Origin of the sequence: Roseburia faecis (assembly GCF_001406815.1) — a bacterium.
Classification (GTDB): domain Bacteria; phylum Bacillota; class Clostridia; order Lachnospirales; family Lachnospiraceae; genus Roseburia; species Roseburia faecis.
Genome location: NZ_CVRR01000003.1, coordinates 1 through 18,183 on the forward strand (window position 1 = coordinate 1; position 18,183 = coordinate 18,183).

The window sequence follows — 18,183 nt, forward strand, 5'->3', positions numbered from 1 at the left end:
GAAAGCCGGGTACAAAATTTGAAGGTCGCTTTCAAAATGTGAAACTCGTTTACAAAACGGGAATCTCGGATGACTATTGAGCCTGTGAAAAGTGATGAAACATAAAAAATCATCGTTCACGTTAAAAAAACTGTAATTCATGTCGAAAAAGACAAAAACCGGTTTTCATTTGGTATAATGATAGAGCTCATTTTAGTAAAAATGAGTTCATACCGTGAATGATGGAGGGGATAACAATCATCGTTTTAGAAGAAATATTAATGGCAAACGGCTTGACCGTGTTAATGATGTGGTTCCTTTTGTTTTGTAGACGAAAGAACAGAGAGAGCCTTCATGTGGGAGATAAAATATATGATGGAATAGCAATCGTAAATTTAGTGGGTGCATTGTCTGAAACCATTGCTTTTCTCGTAGATGGAAAACAGTTTACTGGCAGCCGGCAGATTAATTATATCTCTAACAGCATATGCTTTATTGGGACAGTCAGTATGGGTATGCTTTGGTGTATGTACGTGGAATTGCGTATCTATCGAAATTATAAAAGAATGGTTCAAAAAGCAGGAGTGGAGATATTTCCCTGGCTGGTAGAAGTAATTATGGTTTTATGTAATCTGTTTGGAACAGGGATTATGTTTAAAATATCCGGGGAGAATGTATACCAGAGAACTGCCGGTGTGCTGGTGGGATATATTTCGCTTGTCATATATTTTGCTTACAGTATCTATCTGGTGTATCATTCCAAAAAACAAGGGGTTAACCTGAATTTTTTCCCGGTGATCTATTTCGTTGGTCCTTGTTTTGCAGGTGTAGTTCTCCAGTTCCTTTTTTATGGAATTACATCATCATGGGTGCTGGTTGCGGTCGCATTGATATTTGTGCAGATGCAGTCATACGCAGAGAGTTTGTATATGGATGAGCTTTCCGGATTATATAATCGGAGATATTTTAATGCGGTGCTTGCGGAAAAGAAAATTGCAAGCCATAAATCCTTATATGGAATCATGATGGATGTAAACGATTTCAAGTGTATTAATGACAATTTAGGTCATAGTACGGGCGATAAGGCTATTTGTACGTTGGGAAATATACTCATCAGATCCATACCGGATGATGGTATGGCAATCCGGTATGCGGGAGATGAGTTTATTGTGCTGCTGTCAGGTGTTGATACGGAGCGTGTCTTAGCGACAATGGAGGAGATTAACCATAATCTATCCCGGTTTAATGAATCCGGAATAGAACCGTTTCATTTAAGTGTTTCTATGGGATACACGGAATTTGGGACAGAAGATGATGCAGAAACTTTTTTAATGCATATGGATGAGAAAATGTATGAGGAAAAACGGAAATATCATATGCGAAAGAAATCAGCCGGTTTGGAAAATAAAGTATAGCATTACGTTCCTGCCATTTGTCCGATAACTGGTTGCAATGGCACAAGAAAAGAAAATATTATAATCATCAAACGAGTAGCAGACTGGTGTAAATCCGGTTTTGCTGCTCGTTTTTATATTTATGGTTATAGGCAGGGATGCTCCAGATTTCAAGACAATAAATAACCGTGTTATGGTTGATGGAGAGGCATTTTTTGTTTTATGAGAAAACCAGTTACCCATATAGATAACTGGTTTTTAAGGGATAATGTTAATGAGTATGTGCGATAGTGGAGTTATCAAGAAGTGTTCGTAAGGCATCCTGAAGGACTTGTGAGCAGTTGATTCCGCGCTTGTCAGCAAGACGGACCATCCAACTTGGAAGAGAAACATTTTTTCGAACGGCGCGAGTATCTGTCTGGGCACGATATTCAATGGTATCTGCGGAAATCAGGGAACAGATTGTGCCGGCATCAACACTTAATTTTTCCTGTGGTGATGGAGGAGCAATCGGTTCGCCTTCATCCTCTGCAACAACAAGCCATGCGCTCATTGCATCGGTAATTTGGTCAATTGCATCAGAAAGACTATTGCCAGTAGTGATGCATCCAGGAAGATCAGGGACTTTTGCGTAGTATCCAGATCCGTCCTCGATAGGTGTAAACAAAGCTGTATAAATATATTTCATAGTAACCCTCCTATTTGGAAGCACTGAGTTGTTTAATCGTTTGTTGCCTTGGATTCATTATGTACCTCCTTTAATTATATCATACACAATATTACACAAAAGTCAACTAAAATACACAAAAATACACAAGAAATAAAGTGAATGTGCACTACGGAATTTTCCAAATCAGCCGGAATTGTTTTTACCGGAGGCGGCGGATTGTGCAGAGAGTCATGAAGCAGAGGTTGGGGCGGATTGTGGAGGAGCAGGTCGGACAGTTGAGGATGGTTTGGCAATAATTTTTATTTGATATAATCGAACACATGTTTTATTGTATAGGCATATAGGGAGGTAGCAAATGGGAGAAAAGCTAAGCAATGAACTTACGGATAAAGAAAGAGAAATGTGTATGAGTATATTGTAAAATATATGGAAGAAAATTTAATTTCTCCATCTTTTCAAGAAATCTGTAAAGGAGTAAACACAAAATCAAAGTCATGTGTGGGGAACAATATTTTCAGTTTTGCATACTGATTGTTGCTATTATCAATCTGATCGTAATGATCTTTTCTAACCATAAAAAATAACCGCCCCTACCAAAGACCGGTTATTTTTTAAAACTAACTTTGGCAAACCGCCTACACGGTATTGCGTTTTGTATTTTCATAATACCATTGCGTAATTTTTTGTCAATGATTTAAAGATCTTTGCTGGATACCGGCATAAAATAAGGTTCAGACCATTGTAAAACTCAAATGAATAATGAAGTTTATAATTAGTGTCTGCTTACTCAGCAGGCACTAATTATATTTTATTAAATTGTTTTATTATCTGCGAACAATTTCTAATCGTTCGCGCTGGATAAGTTTTTCATACTGCCTCAATTGAAATACTGTCTACCTGTGCACTTAAATGATTTTAGACACCAGATCCATATCTATTATAGAGTAAGATCAGTATAAGCAAAACGAGTATCACTATATATCTTTTTTTCATTATTATAAATAACTTGAAGCATAGAAATTGGTTTTACTCGAATAAGTTTGAGATGTAATCTTTACAATTCCTACATTTCCAACTCCAACATAAGTATCAAGATTTCCAGAACATTTTAAGGTAATACAGGAGGAAGTACATGTGGTTTTGTTACTTTGTCCAGAAAGTTTATATGTATATATAACAAAGTCAGAATCTACGCTTGCATTAGAAGCACTTGCATTTGTCCAGTGCTTTCCACTATAATATCCAACGGCATCACAACTATATATAATATATAGAGATGAACATTATAATTCCCGCAATTTCATTTCATTTATTTTCTTTTTGCGCGTAATCGTTCTATTTCTTTTTATCCGATTATAAATTGATATAACAGCAGGAATATTTGTAAGTATAAAGATAATGATACAATTATGTATCTTATCCTTTATAGACATCTGATTTTCGGAAACGAAACTATATGAGAGTGTCAATAACCCCTGCTTCTCAACGCGTTCAAAACTTTCTGGTTCAAAATTAAGATACACTATAATTAATACGATTGAAAGAACAAGAAAAATAATTGGTGTTAATGATACGGTAGTTGTTCTTCTTTTTTTATTTAAATATGATTCTAAAAAACGTACACAAATAATGGTTAATGCCATTATTATTACGATGAATAAAATTGTAGAAAATTTCATTTATTCTCCTTTTTGCTCTCTGTATTTTTTTATCAATATTTTTGCTGTGTCAAAATCAAGTTGATCATCTATTACCATTTTTTTAATTAATGAAATATAAGCGTCATTTTCTATTTGATCATTCATTTGCATTTTTTGTATAAGTCGATCAAGTCTCAATCGCACGGTAGGATATGTTATATGATACAATTTTGCAACCTCTTTTAAAGAGCCAGATGACATAACAAAATTTTTTATAAATGTGATATCTTCATCACTTAAATTGTATATCCATTCTTGCGCTTTTCGTCTCATTACCAACCCCTTTCTTTAATATTATTGATATTATCATTTAATAATGTTAAAGTCAACTGCTAATATTATGTTATTTACATCTTTTTATCTTAATAATCATTCGAAACCTCAAACTTGTAAAGATAAGGTTTTCAGATTCGAGGTTACTCTCAACCCCCTTGCTTTTGTTTATATTTCTTCAATCATCAGTTATAAAAAACAGAAGCATTTTAATCAGTTCACCATATCGGTTTCATTTATATTGGAAGCACAAGGTGTAGAGCAGAGATTGTCCGTGTCGGGTGGGTGGAGCAACTAAGAAATTGTTTGGTATTACAGCGGAAGAACTTTTGAAAAAAGCACGGTAAAATGCTGACTTATCAATTGAAAAATAATTATTTTGTATGGAATATCTGCATGGCTCCATAAGTATGCGGCAAATGCGGAGCCGTGACCTTTCTCGACGGGCAGGAAAAATTCCGGCAGGTTGCGCACGTATTACACAATTGCTTGAGATTGGCGTGTGTTGTTGTATCCAGATGCAGGATCAGCGTTGCTGTCTTAAGCGGCCGGAGCATCTGCCCCTCGGTAAGCTGGATGCCATCCGGGGCAAGCCGCCCATAAATCTGTGGGAGCAGGTCAAGGGAATAGGTATCTCCCAGAAAAGATAATTCTGCAAGATACAGGCGGCTCTGACGTTCTACCACATGTGCAAACTCTTCATAAGCCTTTGACAAAAGCATCAGGCTGATGCAGTCCACAATGTAAGCCTCCTGGATCTGTTCATGGTTCAGATATAATTCCGACAGTTCATCCACTCCGTTTCCAAGCGTCACAAACCCATAGGCATAGTGAGGCAGGGAAACCCCGTCTAAATCCTGATCCAGAGAGTAATATGCATAGGATTCAACCAGGGGAAGAAGTGCCGTATAAATTGCCTGAATATGGGGCAGGTCATCCGGAGGGAAATGGAAACGGCTGCAAAATTCGTTCCAGTCACCGGAGGATAATCCGGGAGTAAGTTTACATTTCATGGGATACATCCTCCTTATCGGAAGCTGCCATAACGGCTGCAATTTCCTGAAAGCGGTTCGTGACCTTATCATAGTTCTTTCGGTGATGGGGAAAGCCACAGTTTATGCAGGATTTGATACCATTTTTTAAATATTCACAGTTTCCACCACAGGATTTCCCGAGTGTATAGAGGGGACAATAACAAAACAGACAGTTAAAGTCCGCCTCCGGAATTCCTTTATGGCATGGAAAATATTCACATTTTTTATTTTGAAAAAACTTATAATATTCGCTCAAAATGGTTTCCTCCAATCAAAGCACAATCATAGCATAATTATATCGGAACAACAAGCGGATCGCAAGAAATGCGAATGACATAAAAATTGCATTTCAGTGGGAAATGATACCTTTTGCCCCTTTTATCATTACATTATTTACATCTTTTTAAGAACGCAGGTATAGTGGCTCAGGCAATTGAGGGTTTGAAGCAAAAAGTTGAAAATTAAATAAAAAATACTTGACTTAAAGTTAACTTTAAGTGGTATATTATGATAGATAAAATCGGAAGGAGAATTTATTATATGTATATCGAAAAGATTAACGGACCAGAAGATGTGAAGAAATTAAATATAGAAGAGATGACAGCTCTCGCAGAAGAAATGCGTCATGCATTATTAAAGAGGGCAAGTATTCACGGCGGGCATTTTGGCCCGAATTTTGGCATGGTAGAGGCAATCATTGCACTGCATTATGTTTTTGAGTCCCCAAAGGACAAAATGGTATTTGATGTTTCCCATCAGACCTATCCGCACAAGATGCTGACCGGTCGAAAAGATGCCTATTTATATGAAGAACATTACGACGACGTGACGGGATACAGCTGTCCGCAGGAAAGTGAACATGACCATTTTACGGTCGGACATACCTCTACATCCGTCAGTCTGGCATGCGGTCTGGCAAAGGCAAGGGATCTTCGTGGGGAAAGTGCAAATGTGATCGCAATTATCGGAGACGGTTCTTTAAGCGGAGGAGAAGCCTTAGAAGGAATGGATTTTGCGGCAGAATTAGACAGCAACATGATCATTGTAGTAAATGACAATGATATGTCAATTGCAGAAAACCATGGAGGACTTTATTCAAATCTGAAATTACTCCGCGAGACAAACGGACAGGCAGAGTGCAATTTATTTAAAGCCATGGGACTTGATTATGTCTATGTGGATCATGGAAATGACTTAAGGGAACTGATCGGGGCTTTCAAACAGGTAAAAGACAGTAAGAAACCGGTTGTTGTCCACATTAATACATTAAAGGGAAAAGGTTATAAACCGGCAGAAGAGCATAAGGAAGAATGGCACTGGCATCTTCCATTTGATATTGAGACCGGAAAATCCCATTTTCCGGAAGTGGAAGATTATTCTTCGGTGACCTGTGAATATCTGATTGAAAAGATGAAAAAGGATCCGACAGTTGTTACAATTACATCCGGAACCCCGACGATTCTCGGATTTACGCAGGAGAAAAGGAAACAGGCCGGCCGGCAGTTTGTAGATGTGGGAATCGCGGAGGAGACAGCGGTAGCACTTGCTTCCGGAATTGCCAAAGGTGGCGGAAAGCCGGTATATGGTGTGTATTCCAGCTTTATCCAGAGGACGTATGACCAGATTTCACAGGATCTGTGTATTGACGGGAATCCGGCAACGATTGTTGTGTATACGGGATCGGTATTTGGCATGACGGATGTTACCCATCTGGGACTGCAGGATATTCCGATGCTTTCTAATATTCCGGGACTGGTTTATCTGGCACCGACAACAAAGGAAGAATATCTGTCAATGCTTGACTGGAGTGTGGAGCAGAAGGAAATGCCGGTTGCGATCAAACTTCCGGGCGGAGACATGATTTCGGATGGCAGAGAAGTCACAAAAGACTGGAGCCAGCTCAACACCTATGAGGTAACGGAAAAGGGAAGCAAAATTGCACTGATCGGACTCGGAACATTTTATTCCCTGGCACTGCAGACCGCAGAAATGCTGGAGAAAAAAGGTATTCATGCAACGGTAATCAACCCGTATTATATTACCGGACTGGATAAGGGACTGCTGGAGAAGCTGAAGGCAGACCATGACACGGTAGTTACACTGGAAGATGGCATCCTGAATGGTGGTTTCGGAGAAAAAATCGCAAGATTTTATGGAAGCAGTGATATGAAAGTCTATAATTACGGATTGAAAAAAGAATTCCTTGACCGGTATGATGTAAATGAGGTATTAAAAGAGAATCATCTGACAGCAGAGCAGATTGTAAATGACGTATTATAGAAGGCAGAAATAAACAACAAACCTTGTGAGAATCGACACAATATGGTAAAATATAACATACTAGAGCTTATTTTGCATAGTGGTTAGAATAGCGGGCTCATGGAAGGAGCGGTATCATATGAAGAATAAAGATTCGAAAGCAAGGATGCAGATGATTTTCGGGATACTTTTGTTTGCGTTTATTTTTATGGCAGAGTTGTATGCCATAGTCAATTTCCCGAAGATGTTTATTGTTCTGGTTGTTTTGGCAGCAGCAGATCTGATATGCCTGTATGTTGCAATCAGAGGCGTGATTTCAGTATATGAGACAAAATATGCCCGGAGAGAGGAACAGTATGAGAGTATTTTCAAGTCGGAAAAGGCATCATATCTCATGCTGAAAAAATATTTTGAGGAAATATCGGTGAAGCTTGCATATATGGAAGAGGCATCTAAGATTCCGACAGAGGAAATTGTCAATGCACAGAAGGGAATAGCGAAAGTAATTATCAAGCGGTCCCATGAGAATACCGATGCATTGATGAATTCATACGAACAGCTGATCGACCGGTTTGATACGTTCCAGAAAGGAATGGATGGGTTCGGTACAGTTGCGGGTGCTTATAAGGACGAGATTCTTTCAGTCTGTAAGGATGAAATTTCTTCGGTGCAGAAGGATGGAAAAGAACAGGAACATTCACAGGATAAAGAGATAGCCGCAAAGCTGCAGGAAATCATTATTGCAATGAAAGATATGGAACTGCGCCTGAATCAGACCATTATGAACAGTCAGAAAGTGGTTGTTTCCCAGCCGCAGGTTTCTGTACCTGTGGCAACACCTGTAGAGCCACAGCCGGCACCGCAGAATCATGTGGAAGAAACACCGGTAGAGCCGGAGATCTCACCAGAGCCGGAAGAAAGTATGGAGCCGGAGCCTGAGATTTCGCCGGATCTGGAAGAAAGTATGGAGCCGGAGCCTGAGATCTCACCGGAGCCGGAAGAAAGTATGGAACCGGAGCCGGAGATTTCACCGGAGCCGGAAGAAAGTATGGAGCCGGACCCGGAGATTCTGCCGGATATACCGGAAGAAGAGAGTTTTGAGCCGGAGGAAGAGCCTCCGGTCATGGCAGCGGATGAGATTATCCCGCCGGACCCGGAAGAATCCATTGAGGAAGCAGAAGAACTGGTAGAACCGGACCCGATTCCGGAGGATGCGATTGTTGAGGAAGCGAATGATGAGAACCTGCCGGAGGAAGAACTTTCGCCGATGCCGGATCTGTCCGATCCAAACCGCGCCATGAGCCCGGATGAAATAGCTGCCCTGTTTGCAAATATGGGCAATGACGACAATGCGGATAAAGCCGGGGAACCTGTCGAAGAAACGGTGGAACCGGAGGATATTCCCGAGCCGATTGAAGAGCCGGAAGCAGTAAAAGAAGCACCTCTTCAGCCGGAAGAACCGGCAGATCCCAATAAGGCATTAAGCCCGGATGAGATAGCTGCCCTGTTTGCAAGTATGGGAACCTGAAAAGAATAAAATAACAGGCAACGGACGCCATCTGTTCCACGTAAAAACGTGTGACAGATGGCGTTTTGCTATAAAAATGCCATACAATGAAAAAAAATAGTTGCATTTTTTTTCCATTGTGTTATACTTAGGTCGTTGCAATTTAATAGTTTAAAGCAGAGTAGACACATGTGCGTTAAGTGCCGGATGAACAGGGAGTTGTCACCCGGACGAAAAGAGAATCTTGCGGTACATGAGTCGCATCCCGCTGCATCCGAAGATAATATTATCTCCAGTTGTAGTACGGTGAGGTCTGCAAAGGAGGTAATTTTTTTATGAAAAAATTCGTTACTTTGTTCACCGATTCTTTCCGTGAATTAAAAGCGGTAAGAACCATCACTACCATGGCAATGCTTGCCGCAGTTGCTGTGATTCTAGGATTTTTCTCCATTGAATATGGACAGTTTATCCGTATCGGCTTTTCTGGTATTCCAAATGGTATCATTGATTATCTGTTTGGACCGGTAGTTGGAGGAATCTTTCATGGTGCGTTGGATATCATCAAGTATATGATGAAACCGACCGGACCATTTTGCCCGCAGTTGACACTGGTTGTCATTTTGGCAGGAATCCTGTATGGCTGCTTTTTTTACAAGAAAAAGCTTACCATATGGCGCGTATTGGCAGCGAAATTTGTAGTTATGCTGATCTGTAATGTGATTCTGACAACGCTTTGTCTGACCGTGTTATATGGACAGGCATTTATGGTGATTCTTCCGGCGCGTGCACTGAAGAATCTGATTATGTGGCCGATAGATTCGGTGATCTTTTTCGCTATTACGAAGGCGCTGGAACAGATTGGTCTGTTTCGGATGTTTCAGAAACCTGCACTGGCAAAATCCGCAAATATGCAGGGAAACTAAAACTTCATAAATAATAACAAAACCGTCCGAAATCTGAGATTCATCAGACTGCGGACGGTTTTTTGCAGATTCATTTATTTGCGAATGGGATGGGTGGCAATATGTTTTAAAATGCGGACAGCTGTCTGCATGCCTTCCACAGAGATGTGTTCGTATGGTCCGTGAAAACCATAGCCACCAGTGCCGAGATTCGGGCACGGCAATCCCATAAAGGACAGTCTTGCGCCATCTGTACCGCCACGGATCGGACGGGAGAGCGGTGTCAGACCTTCGGAGGCAATTGCCTGTTTTGCCAGATCCACGATTTCCATTTTATCTTCAATGACAGAGAGCATATTCTCATACGAATGTTCGATGTCGAGCGTGACGGTTTCCGGTCCATATTTCTGATTCATGGATTGTGCAAGGTCACGCAGATTCTGCAGACGTTTCTTAAATGTGGTTTTATCATGGTCACGAATGATAAAGGAAAGGGTGGCGGAAGCCACATCTCCGGACATATCGGTCAGATGATAGAATCCTTCCCGGCCGCTGGTGTGTGCCGGCGTTTCCGCTTCCGGAAGCCGGGAAACAATTTCACATCCCACCAGTGCCGCATTGACCATAATGTCTTTTGCTTCGCCCGGATGAACATTTACACCTTTAATATGAAAGATGGCACTTGCGGCATTAAAATTTTCGTAAGCCACTTCGCCTTCGTAATCGCCGTCCACCGTGTATGCATAATCTGCCTGAAAGATAGCAAGATCAAACAGATTTGCACCTGCACCGACTTCTTCGTCCGGCGTAAATCCGATCCAGAGTTCCCCGTGTGGTGTACCTTCTGCAATCAGTTCTTCCACGGCTGTCATGATTTCGGCAACACCTGCCTTGTCATCAGCGCCCAGAAGTGTGGTACCGTCTGTCGTGATCAGGGTTCTTCCTTTTAAAGAGGCCAGGGATGGAAAATCACTTACCTTTAAGACGTCCTGACTTCCTTTTAATAAGATATCCCCGCCATCATAGTCGGGAATGATCTGTGGTCTGACATCTTTTCCGGAAAAATCCGGGGCGGTATCCATATGAGCGATAAAGCCGATGGATTTACAGTTTTCCATGCCCGGTGTGGCAGGAAGCTTGGCATATACATAGCAGTGATCGGTGAGGAGTATATTGGTAAGACCGAGAGTTTCCAGTTCCTGCTTTAAGGCTTTTGCAAGCGTGAACTCACGCTCACTGCTTGGAATGTCACTGCAGGATTCATCGGAGGTTGTCCAATAGCTGACATATTTTAGTAATCTTTCTTCTACTTTCATGTTAAATTGTTCCTTTCAAATATGCTTTTAAAAAAATTTAAAAAAAATAAAAAAAGTGCTTGCTTTTTTAATACTCCTATTATATAATAACTCTTGTCTTAAGGAAAGACAAAAAACAAACAACTTAAAAATGCGCGATTAGCTCAGCTGGCAGAGCACCTGACTCTTAATCAGGGTGTCCAGGGTTCGAACCCCTGATCGCGCACTCGCAAAGCTTATTTTGATTGAATCAAATGGCAAAAGAACTCTTGACGAACAATGTGATTCGTTGGGGGTTTTTTTATTATATAAAATGCAAATAATTATAGAAAGAAACCATAGGGGGAAATATGGAGAAAGTATATGAGTATGCAGCCGCGGTTCTGGCAGAGGTCAAACGCGCGATTGCGGGGAAGGATGCCTGTATTACCAAAGCTTTTGCTACAATTCTTGCAGGAGGGCATATTCTGATTGAGGATGTGCCGGGAGTGGGAAAGACAACACTTGCCATCGCCTTTTCGCGCGTCATGGGACTTTTGGATCACCGTGTACAGTTTACACCGGACGTGCTTCCGGCAGATATTGTAGGATTTAACATGTACCAGAAAGAGACGGGACAGTTTGTGTACCATCCGGGAACGATCATGTGTAATCTGTTTCTTGCGGATGAGATCAACCGGACTTCGCCAAAGACACAGTCCGCGCTTCTTGAGGTGATGGAGGAGGGCAAAGTAACGGTGGATGGTGTGAGTCGAAAAGTGCCGCAGCCGTTTGTTGTCATTGCAACACAGAATCCCAAAGGCAGTGCGGGAACGCAGCTTCTTCCGGAATCACAGCTGGATCGGTTCATGACCTGCATGAGCATGGGGTACCCGGATCTGCAGAGTGAGATGGAAATTGCCCAGGGAAAAACGATGACGAAAGCGGAGGATCTGCAGCCGGTTCTTCTTCCAGAGCAGCTGTGGGAGATGCAGCAGTATGTGGAACAGATTTATGTGCATGATCATGTTGCAAAATATATCGTACAGCTGATGGAGGCTACCAGAAAAAATGCTTACATTGAGCTGGGGGTAAGTCCCCGTGGCACGATCGCATGCGTGCGGCTGGCAAAAGCATGGGCATTTTTGCAGGGAAGAAATTATGTGATTCCGGATGATGTGACGGATATTTTTGCGGATGTGGCAAAACACCGTATTGTGCTCAACACAAAGGCACGGATCGGACATGTGACAGTCGATGCCACCCTGCAGGAAATTCTGTCGGATGTGGACAAACCAACAACATACAAAAGACTTAGGGGATAAACGTGGGCAGTTTTCTGATTGGAACAGGGGTGACGCTTGTCACATTTTATATTGCGCTGATCTATGGAAACATTGCGATTGGGCTGATTGGGTTTGCGGAACTGGTACTGATGCTGCTTGCATGTTTGTATCTGCTGATTTATTGCAGACATATCACGGCAGATATCAGGATTCCGCTTACCGTGGCGGAAAAAGGGAAAAAAGTTACGGTACAGCTTACCGTGGATCAGACCATGTTGTTTCCGGCAGCAAAAGTGCGTTACCGTGTGCGCTGTAGAAATACATTTGCCGGGTATGCCAGAAATTTCTGGTGGAACGGTGCCGGACTGATGCGCGGAATGCAGTGCATGGAAAAGCGTGTCGTGCTTTCTCATGTGGGAAGTTATGAGTATGAGCTTGTAAAAGTACGGATTTATGATCTGACCGGTCTGTTTTATGTGCATAAAAAAATAAAGAGGTTTGCAGATATACAGGTGCTGCCGGAACTGGATGCGGTGGCAGTACAGGTGTCGGAGCGGGTACGCAGATATTTCGGAGAAGCGGAAAGCTACGATGATTTTCAGCCGGGAACAGATGTCAGCCAGATCTTTGATGTGCGGGAATATCGTCCGGGGGATCGCCTGCAGCGCATACACTGGAAACTCTCCGCCAAATCGGACGGGCTTCTGGTGCGGGAGGACAGTCAGCCGCTTGCCTGTGCGGTGGTATTTTTGCTGGACATGCTGCCACAGATGTCAGGAAAAGGCCGGCATATGAGGCGCAGCAGGGAAGCCTATGCGGAAACCTTTCTCACAATTGCGGCAGATCTGGTGTATTCGATGATGGATGCCGGCTGCCCGCATTATGTGGCATGGCAGGAGGAAACAGAAATCAAACGGTTGCGCGTCGAGGATGAGGAAAGCGTGTATCTGTTTTTGATGCAGTTTATGGAATGTCAGAAGGAAACGGCCGGTTCACTGCGACAGAGATATGAGCAGCAGTATCGTTGCGAGCACCCGGTACACAGGCTGGAACTGACACCGGAGCTTTTTCTTGTGCTGGATGGACAGACACTTGCGGATTTTGGTGGAGATAACTGGAGACAGAAGCTGGAAGAAATGGAGCTGGTATTGTGAACAGGAAGGACAGGAGAGGGAATAAAACCACATATTTGTCTGGCAATACCGGTATCCGGCTGATCTGTGAGGCGGTTGCTGTGGAACTACTGCTTTATGCAATGCTTGCGATTTTCCGGAGTGCATTCGGATGGCAGCTGCCGATCCGTGCGCTTGGTAAACTGCAGGTGGCCATGCTGGTAAGTCTTGTGCTGTTTATCGTGGGAGTTCCTGCGACCGGAAAATATCAGAGGGTCTGCAAGGTTGTGCTTGAAATCGGATATCCGGCGGCACTCGTACTGTTTGGAATTTTTCATCGGAGAAAACTGACAGAGAGCGGAAAAATGCTGTTTCAGGCATATCTGTCATATTGGAATAAACAGTATGGAACAAATTATATGACCGGGGCCGGGACGGAGATGCGGTATACTTATATGCTGGCGTTTTTATTGGCAGTTGTTGTGCTGTTAAGTCTGATGTTTCGATATGTGACCGGTGTGCGGCTGGTTTTGCTGCTTCCGGATATAACAGCGTTGTCGGTTGCTCTTCTGGTCAATGCCAGACTGGGCTGGAGTGGAATTGCACTCTTTTTCGTGGGAACCGTGCTGGTGTCTGCGGCACCATGGACGCACATGGATGTAAGGGTGGCTGACGGTCGTACCCATGTATGGATGCAGCTACTGTCCTATGCTGCAGCCGGTGTGTTTGCCGTGATTCTTGTCTCGGTGAGCAGCTATGCGTTTTCTGGTGTGGCAAAGCAGATTCCGAAAAAGTCACCGAAGTTTTATGCGTTTCAGAGACAGGTGGAAGAACGTGTGAAAAACCTGACGTTTTCGGGGATAACTTTGCAGGGATCGCGGGAACATGTGGATAATACAACACCGGACTATACCGGAAAAACCGTATTTTCGATAGAAGCATCGAAAGCCCCGGCGGGCAAACTGTATCTGAAATCATTTGCCAGTGGCACATATCAGAACGGTACATGGGTAAATGAAGGGAAAACGTTTGCGCACGAAGTGGATAAGGCGGGATACCATCGCAGTGATGTTGCAATGTTAATGCAGCAGAATGCCGGTGAACTTGTAAAATACATCCGTTCGAGTGAGCTGGCAGAGGATGAAACACAGACGGTTTCGTATCAGATTTCCTATCGGGCACTGGGGTTAAAAAACGCGTATATGCCGTATTTTTCAGATTCGCAGACAGCCGGTGGGAAGGTCTGGCTCAGGGATGATACGGTGGTAGGTAAAAAGAGGGCAACGGGAAAGGTTTCTTTTGAGGGACTGAATGAAAATACGGATCTGCGCGATGTTTTTGACAGGTTTTGTATGGTCCACGGAGAAACAGATACGGATCTGCAGCAATGGTATGATGCCTATGCTGACAGTAGATACCGTAAGTTTGCCACGGATGTTCCGGCAGTGGGAGATTTTATTACACGAAGGCTGGCTCTGGAAAGTATCGGATATGGCGTGTATGAGGAAAACGGCACCTATGTGGCGGATCAGATGGAAACAGGCGGGTTATACGATGAGGATTGGCTGGCGGATACGGATGGAAACAATTCCGGACGGGCAGAAAGACAGATAACAACCAACAACATCCGGCAGAATCTTGCGACACAGGTTGCCAACTGGCTGGGGAACGAAAATACCTATAACTTATATCTGAATCACATCCCACAGGGGAAAGATACCATTGCTTATTTTCTGGAAACCGGACATGAGGGATATTGTATGCATTTTGCCAGCGCGGGTGCGCTGATTTTACAAAGTCTGGGAGTTCCAGCGCGTTATGCATCGGGATATGTGGTGGAACCGTCGGCATTTCATAAAGAAAAGAAAGGCTATCAGGCAGATGTGCCGGACTACAATGCGCATGCATGGGTGGAAATTTATCTGGAAAATATCGGATGGGTGCCGGTGGAAATGACCCCGGGCTATACGAATGACAGTGCAAAGCTGCCGACGACTCCGGAATTGCGCGATACGTGGAAACAGCGGCATGAAGAGCACAAAGATGCGGCGGAGCAGAATCCGCAGACGCAAATGCAGACGAAAAACGAATCGCCGTCAGAAACACAGATGGAAACACAGCAGAAGACAGAAAGTCAGATGACGGAGAAGGAGACAAAGCGGCCGGTAAAAAATAATGAGAAAAAGAACAACAGGCGAAATCTGCAAGTATTTTCTGCGGTGAGTCTGACGCTGCTTGCTGTTGTTCTGATGCTGGTTCTGGTGACAAAATGGTTGCGCATTTACCGGGAACAATTGCTTATGGAACTGCGCAACCGGCAGAATCGTCATGCGGTATGCCGGATTAACCAGCGGATTTACCGGGGATTACATCCGCGAAGTTTTGGCATGAAGACGGATGGGGACTATCTGGAAAAGCTGATGACAACCTATCCGTCCGTTCCGGCGGAGGATTGGAAGAAGTATCTGTGCATTGTGCAGAAAGCGGTCTTTTCCGAAGAAGAGATCTCACAGGAAGAAGCACGGTTTTGTTACCGGCTGTACCGGAAGTACAGAAACCGGCGGATTTTGGGAAAGTAGGATAACGGAAAAACCGCCTCCTTAGCGGGAGGCGATCAGTTTACATATCGGGTTACCCTTAGAAGAAAATTTTTCTTCGTATTCGGTCATGATATTTCCTTCATTCATGGATGGATCATGGTGCAGATCACGGGTGGAGGCATTAAGATGCCAGCGGTCGGAAGTTTCGATTTCCTCGAGAGAAAACGTAAACAGGTCCGGATTGTCTGTTTTAAATTCCAGCCGTCCGTCGGCTGTAAGAAACTGGTCATAGCGGTCTAAAAATTCATGGGAAGTCAGTCGTCGTCTGGCATGGCGGTCCTTTGGCCACGGGTCGGAAAAATTCAGATAGATCCGGTCAACTTCTTCCGGTGCAAAAATTTCCGGAAGTTTTGCGGCGTCTTCACACAGAAAATGAACATTTGGAAGCTGCAGGGTATCCATTTTCTGGACTGCGCGCAGCAGTACACTGGTGTAACGTTCGATGCCGATATAATTGATTTCGGGATGTAACGCAGCAAGATCCATCAGAAATCTGCCTTTTCCCATGCCGATTTCGATATGGATCGGATGGTCATTTTCAAAAAAGGCATGCCATTGTCCGCGGTGTTCTGCTGCATTCTGTATACAATATGGGCTGGCTGCCACAGCTTCATTGGCGCCCGGTATATTTCTTAGTCTCATAGTAATTTCTCCTTGGAAAAGATAAATTCAGTTTTGCTAACTGTAAGAATACTATTACTATATACAAATTTCGTCCGTTCGGCAAATAAAAATTGAACGATTATGGAAATAATGGTATTATAAATATAAGAAAATGAAGAATTGGGGAGCCTTATGAAAATAAAAAAATACACCCGTGTAACAGCATTTTTTCTTGCCGTATGCACGGTTTTACTCATGTTACCGTTGTCTGTGCGTGCAGATGAGTACTGGCCGGACGGGGTAAAAACGCAGTCCAAAAGTGCCATTGTGATGGAAGTCAATACCGGCACCGTTTTATATGAAAAGAAGAGTCACGAGAAACATTATCCGGCGAGTATCACAAAGATCATGACGGTTCTTCTGGCAATCGAAAACTGTGATATGGATGAGGTCGTTACGTTTTCTGCGGATGCGGTATTTAAAAATGAGGGAGATACTTCCCATATTGCCCGGAATCTTGGAGAAAAACTGACGATGGAGCAGTGTCTGTATGCGGTTATGCTGGAGTCTGCCAATGAATGTGCTTATGCGGTTGCGGAGCATGTGGGGCAGAAACTGGGTGGTGATTACCGGACGTTTATCGATCTGATGAATAAGCGCGCAAAGGAACTGGGATGTACGGATACGCATTTCAATAACTGTAATGGTCTGCCGGATGAAGATCACTGGGTCAGCGCGTATGATATGGCACTGATTTCCGCAGAGGCATACAAAAACGAGACGTTCCGGATGATCGCAGGCAGTCCAAGCTATACACTTCCGAAGACCAATAAATGCAAGGCAGAATATCCGTGTCACAATCACCATAAAATGATCTACCCGTTTCGCGGGGACAGCTCTCATTTGTACAAATACTGTACTGGCGGAAAAACCGGCTACACGACAGTGGCGAATAATACCCTGGTGTCTTTTGCGGAGAAAGACGGAATTACTCTGGTGTGTGTGGTGATGGATGCGGCAACACCGGATCATTATACGGATACCAGAAAATTATTTGATTACTGCTTTGAAAATTTCCAGGCGCTGAATATTTCGGAAAACGATGCGGGTCTGGCAAAGGACAACGGAAAAAATTACGGGGTTTTGAACAACAGTGAACCTTATGTAAAGCTGGACGAGGATGCTTATATCATTATGCCAAAAGGAGCACAGTTTTCCGATGTATCCTATAAAAAGACAGAATCTGCAAAAGGAAAAAAGAAAGTTGCAAGGCTTGCATACACATATGCCGGTCATGAGGTCGGCAGTGTGGATATAGTAAAAACCGGAGCAAAGGTAAAAGATAATTATTACGTCAATACCGATAGCGGGCAGAAGAAAAATGAACGTGTCATACGGATCGATCCTGCATGGCTCATTGTTGCGGGAGTGGTTATTGTCGCAGCAGTGGTTCTGTTGTTTCTGGCAAAACGGGCATATGATAATTTTTATGTGATCCGTCATCAGAGAAAAACGAAAAAAAATGATAAAATGCGTTTTCGTGAGAAGAAACGAAAGAAATACAATCGCAGGAAGGACAGGTTTTTTTAA

Annotated in this window: 16 protein-coding genes, 1 tRNA gene and 1 riboswitch; of the genes, 10 read left to right on the plus strand and 7 right to left on the minus strand. The window is 43.2% G+C overall.

From position 1 onward, the window contains the following. Positions 1-335 precede the first annotated feature (335 nt). A complete protein-coding gene (locus M72_RS00010) occupies positions 336-1,394 on the plus strand; it encodes a GGDEF domain-containing protein (protein ID WP_176694751.1) in 1,059 nt (352 codons plus the stop codon). A 250-nt stretch (positions 1,395-1,644) separates the two neighbouring features. On the opposite strand, the gene M72_RS00015 is transcribed toward M72_RS00010, so the two are convergent. Continuing rightward, positions 1,645-2,061 carry a type II toxin-antitoxin system HicB family antitoxin gene (locus M72_RS00015; protein WP_022045946.1) on the minus strand — a complete coding sequence of 139 codons (417 nt, stop codon included), beginning with the start codon at positions 2,059-2,061 and terminating at the stop codon, positions 1,645-1,647. Positions 2,062-2,537: 476 nt separating this feature from the next. On the opposite strand from M72_RS00015, the gene M72_RS18160 reads away from it, so the two are divergent. Next, positions 2,538-2,627: a putative holin-like toxin gene (locus tag M72_RS18160; protein ID WP_405560071.1), complete on the plus strand. Its 90-nt coding sequence runs from the start codon at positions 2,538-2,540 to the stop codon at positions 2,625-2,627. A gap of 699 nt (positions 2,628-3,326) precedes the next feature. Here M72_RS18160 and M72_RS00020 read toward each other — a convergent pair. The 4 genes from M72_RS00020 to M72_RS00035 form a co-directional block, all read right to left on the minus strand. After that, the gene (locus tag M72_RS00020; RefSeq protein WP_055066715.1) at positions 3,327-3,722 is read right to left on the minus strand and encodes a hypothetical protein; all 396 of its coding nucleotides are present in this window, start codon (positions 3,720-3,722) and stop codon (positions 3,327-3,329) included. Next, the gene (locus M72_RS00025) at positions 3,723-4,016 is read right to left on the minus strand and encodes a DUF2089 family protein (protein WP_022044781.1); all 294 of its coding nucleotides are present in this window, start codon (positions 4,014-4,016) and stop codon (positions 3,723-3,725) included. Between the two features lie 374 nt (positions 4,017-4,390). Next, complete coding sequence (locus M72_RS00030; RefSeq protein WP_055066716.1) at positions 4,391-5,029, minus strand: hypothetical protein; 639 nt, start codon at positions 5,027-5,029, stop codon at positions 4,391-4,393. Continuing rightward, a complete protein-coding gene (locus tag M72_RS00035; protein ID WP_055066717.1) occupies positions 5,019-5,306 on the minus strand; it encodes a cysteine-rich small domain-containing protein in 288 nt (95 codons plus the stop codon). Before M72_RS00035 ends, M72_RS00030 begins: the two co-directional genes overlap by 11 nt. A 284-nt stretch (positions 5,307-5,590) precedes the next feature. Here M72_RS00035 and M72_RS00040 point away from each other — a divergent pair, with 284 nt between their 5' ends. From M72_RS00040 to M72_RS00050, 3 genes are all read left to right on the plus strand, one after another. Beyond that, positions 5,591-7,330: a 1-deoxy-D-xylulose-5-phosphate synthase gene (locus M72_RS00040; protein ID WP_055066718.1), complete on the plus strand. Its 1,740-nt coding sequence runs from the start codon at positions 5,591-5,593 to the stop codon at positions 7,328-7,330. Between the two features lie 118 nt (positions 7,331-7,448). Next, the gene (locus tag M72_RS00045) at positions 7,449-8,837 is read left to right on the plus strand and encodes a hypothetical protein (protein ID WP_055066719.1); all 1,389 of its coding nucleotides are present in this window, start codon (positions 7,449-7,451) and stop codon (positions 8,835-8,837) included. 154 nt (positions 8,838-8,991) lie between these two features. Next, positions 8,992-9,089, plus strand: a riboswitch (THF riboswitch). A 62-nt stretch (positions 9,090-9,151) separates the two neighbouring features. Then, the gene (locus tag M72_RS00050) at positions 9,152-9,739 is read left to right on the plus strand and encodes a folate family ECF transporter S component (RefSeq protein ID WP_055066720.1); all 588 of its coding nucleotides are present in this window, start codon (positions 9,152-9,154) and stop codon (positions 9,737-9,739) included. 74 nt (positions 9,740-9,813) lie between these two features. Here M72_RS00050 and pepT read toward each other — a convergent pair whose 3' ends face one another. Beyond that, positions 9,814-11,034 carry a peptidase T gene (gene pepT, locus M72_RS00055; RefSeq protein WP_055066721.1) on the minus strand — a complete coding sequence of 407 codons (1,221 nt, stop codon included), beginning with the start codon at positions 11,032-11,034 and terminating at the stop codon, positions 9,814-9,816. 132 nt (positions 11,035-11,166) lie between these two features. On the opposite strand from pepT, the gene M72_RS00060 reads away from it, so the two are divergent. The 4 genes from M72_RS00060 to M72_RS00075 all read left to right on the plus strand — a co-directional run bounded on the left by M72_RS00060 (position 11,167) and on the right by M72_RS00075 (position 15,969). Then, positions 11,167-11,239: transfer RNA gene (locus tag M72_RS00060), tRNA-Lys, on the plus strand. 124 nt (positions 11,240-11,363) lie between these two features. After that, the gene (locus M72_RS00065) at positions 11,364-12,317 is read left to right on the plus strand and encodes an AAA family ATPase (RefSeq protein ID WP_055066722.1); all 954 of its coding nucleotides are present in this window, start codon (positions 11,364-11,366) and stop codon (positions 12,315-12,317) included. A gap of 2 nt (positions 12,318-12,319) precedes the next feature. After that, on the plus strand, positions 12,320-13,432 hold the full coding sequence (locus M72_RS00070) for a DUF58 domain-containing protein (protein ID WP_055066723.1): 1,113 nt from the start codon (positions 12,320-12,322) through the stop codon (positions 13,430-13,432). Between the two features lie 35 nt (positions 13,433-13,467). Beyond that, positions 13,468-15,969, plus strand: a complete 2,502-nt coding sequence (locus M72_RS00075; protein ID WP_055066724.1) for a transglutaminase-like domain-containing protein — start codon at positions 13,468-13,470, stop codon at positions 15,967-15,969. Positions 15,970-15,990: 21 nt separating this feature from the next. Here the strand turns inward: M72_RS00075 and trmB are convergent, their stop codons facing one another. Further along, entirely contained in the window at positions 15,991-16,632 is a 642-nt protein-coding gene (gene trmB / locus M72_RS00080) for a tRNA (guanosine(46)-N7)-methyltransferase TrmB (RefSeq protein WP_055066725.1), read from the minus strand. A 153-nt stretch (positions 16,633-16,785) separates the two neighbouring features. Here trmB and M72_RS00085 point away from each other — a divergent pair, with 153 nt between their 5' ends. Continuing rightward, a complete protein-coding gene (locus M72_RS00085) occupies positions 16,786-18,183 on the plus strand; it encodes a D-alanyl-D-alanine carboxypeptidase family protein (RefSeq protein ID WP_055066726.1) in 1,398 nt (465 codons plus the stop codon).

Coding starts and splice junctions, on each gene's coding strand:
- M72_RS00015 (WP_022045946.1), bottom strand. CDS start 2,061: ATGAAATATATTTATACAGCTTTGTTTACACCTATCGAGGACGGATCT.
- M72_RS18160 (WP_405560071.1), top strand. CDS start 2,538: ATGTGTGGGGAACAATATTTTCAGTTTTGCATACTGATTGTTGCTATT.
- M72_RS00020 (WP_055066715.1), bottom strand. CDS start 3,722: ATGAAATTTTCTACAATTTTATTCATCGTAATAATAATGGCATTAACC.
- M72_RS00025 (WP_022044781.1), bottom strand. CDS start 4,016: ATGAGACGAAAAGCGCAAGAATGGATATACAATTTAAGTGATGAAGAT.
- M72_RS00030 (WP_055066716.1), bottom strand. CDS start 5,029: ATGAAATGTAAACTTACTCCCGGATTATCCTCCGGTGACTGGAACGAA.
- M72_RS00040 (WP_055066718.1), top strand. CDS start 5,591: ATGTATATCGAAAAGATTAACGGACCAGAAGATGTGAAGAAATTAAAT.
- M72_RS00045 (WP_055066719.1), top strand. CDS start 7,449: ATGAAGAATAAAGATTCGAAAGCAAGGATGCAGATGATTTTCGGGATA.
- M72_RS00050 (WP_055066720.1), top strand. CDS start 9,152: ATGAAAAAATTCGTTACTTTGTTCACCGATTCTTTCCGTGAATTAAAA.
- pepT (WP_055066721.1), bottom strand. CDS start 11,034: ATGAAAGTAGAAGAAAGATTACTAAAATATGTCAGCTATTGGACAACC.
- M72_RS00065 (WP_055066722.1), top strand. CDS start 11,364: ATGGAGAAAGTATATGAGTATGCAGCCGCGGTTCTGGCAGAGGTCAAA.
- trmB (WP_055066725.1), bottom strand. CDS start 16,632: ATGAGACTAAGAAATATACCGGGCGCCAATGAAGCTGTGGCAGCCAGC.
- M72_RS00085 (WP_055066726.1), top strand. CDS start 16,786: ATGAAAATAAAAAAATACACCCGTGTAACAGCATTTTTTCTTGCCGTA.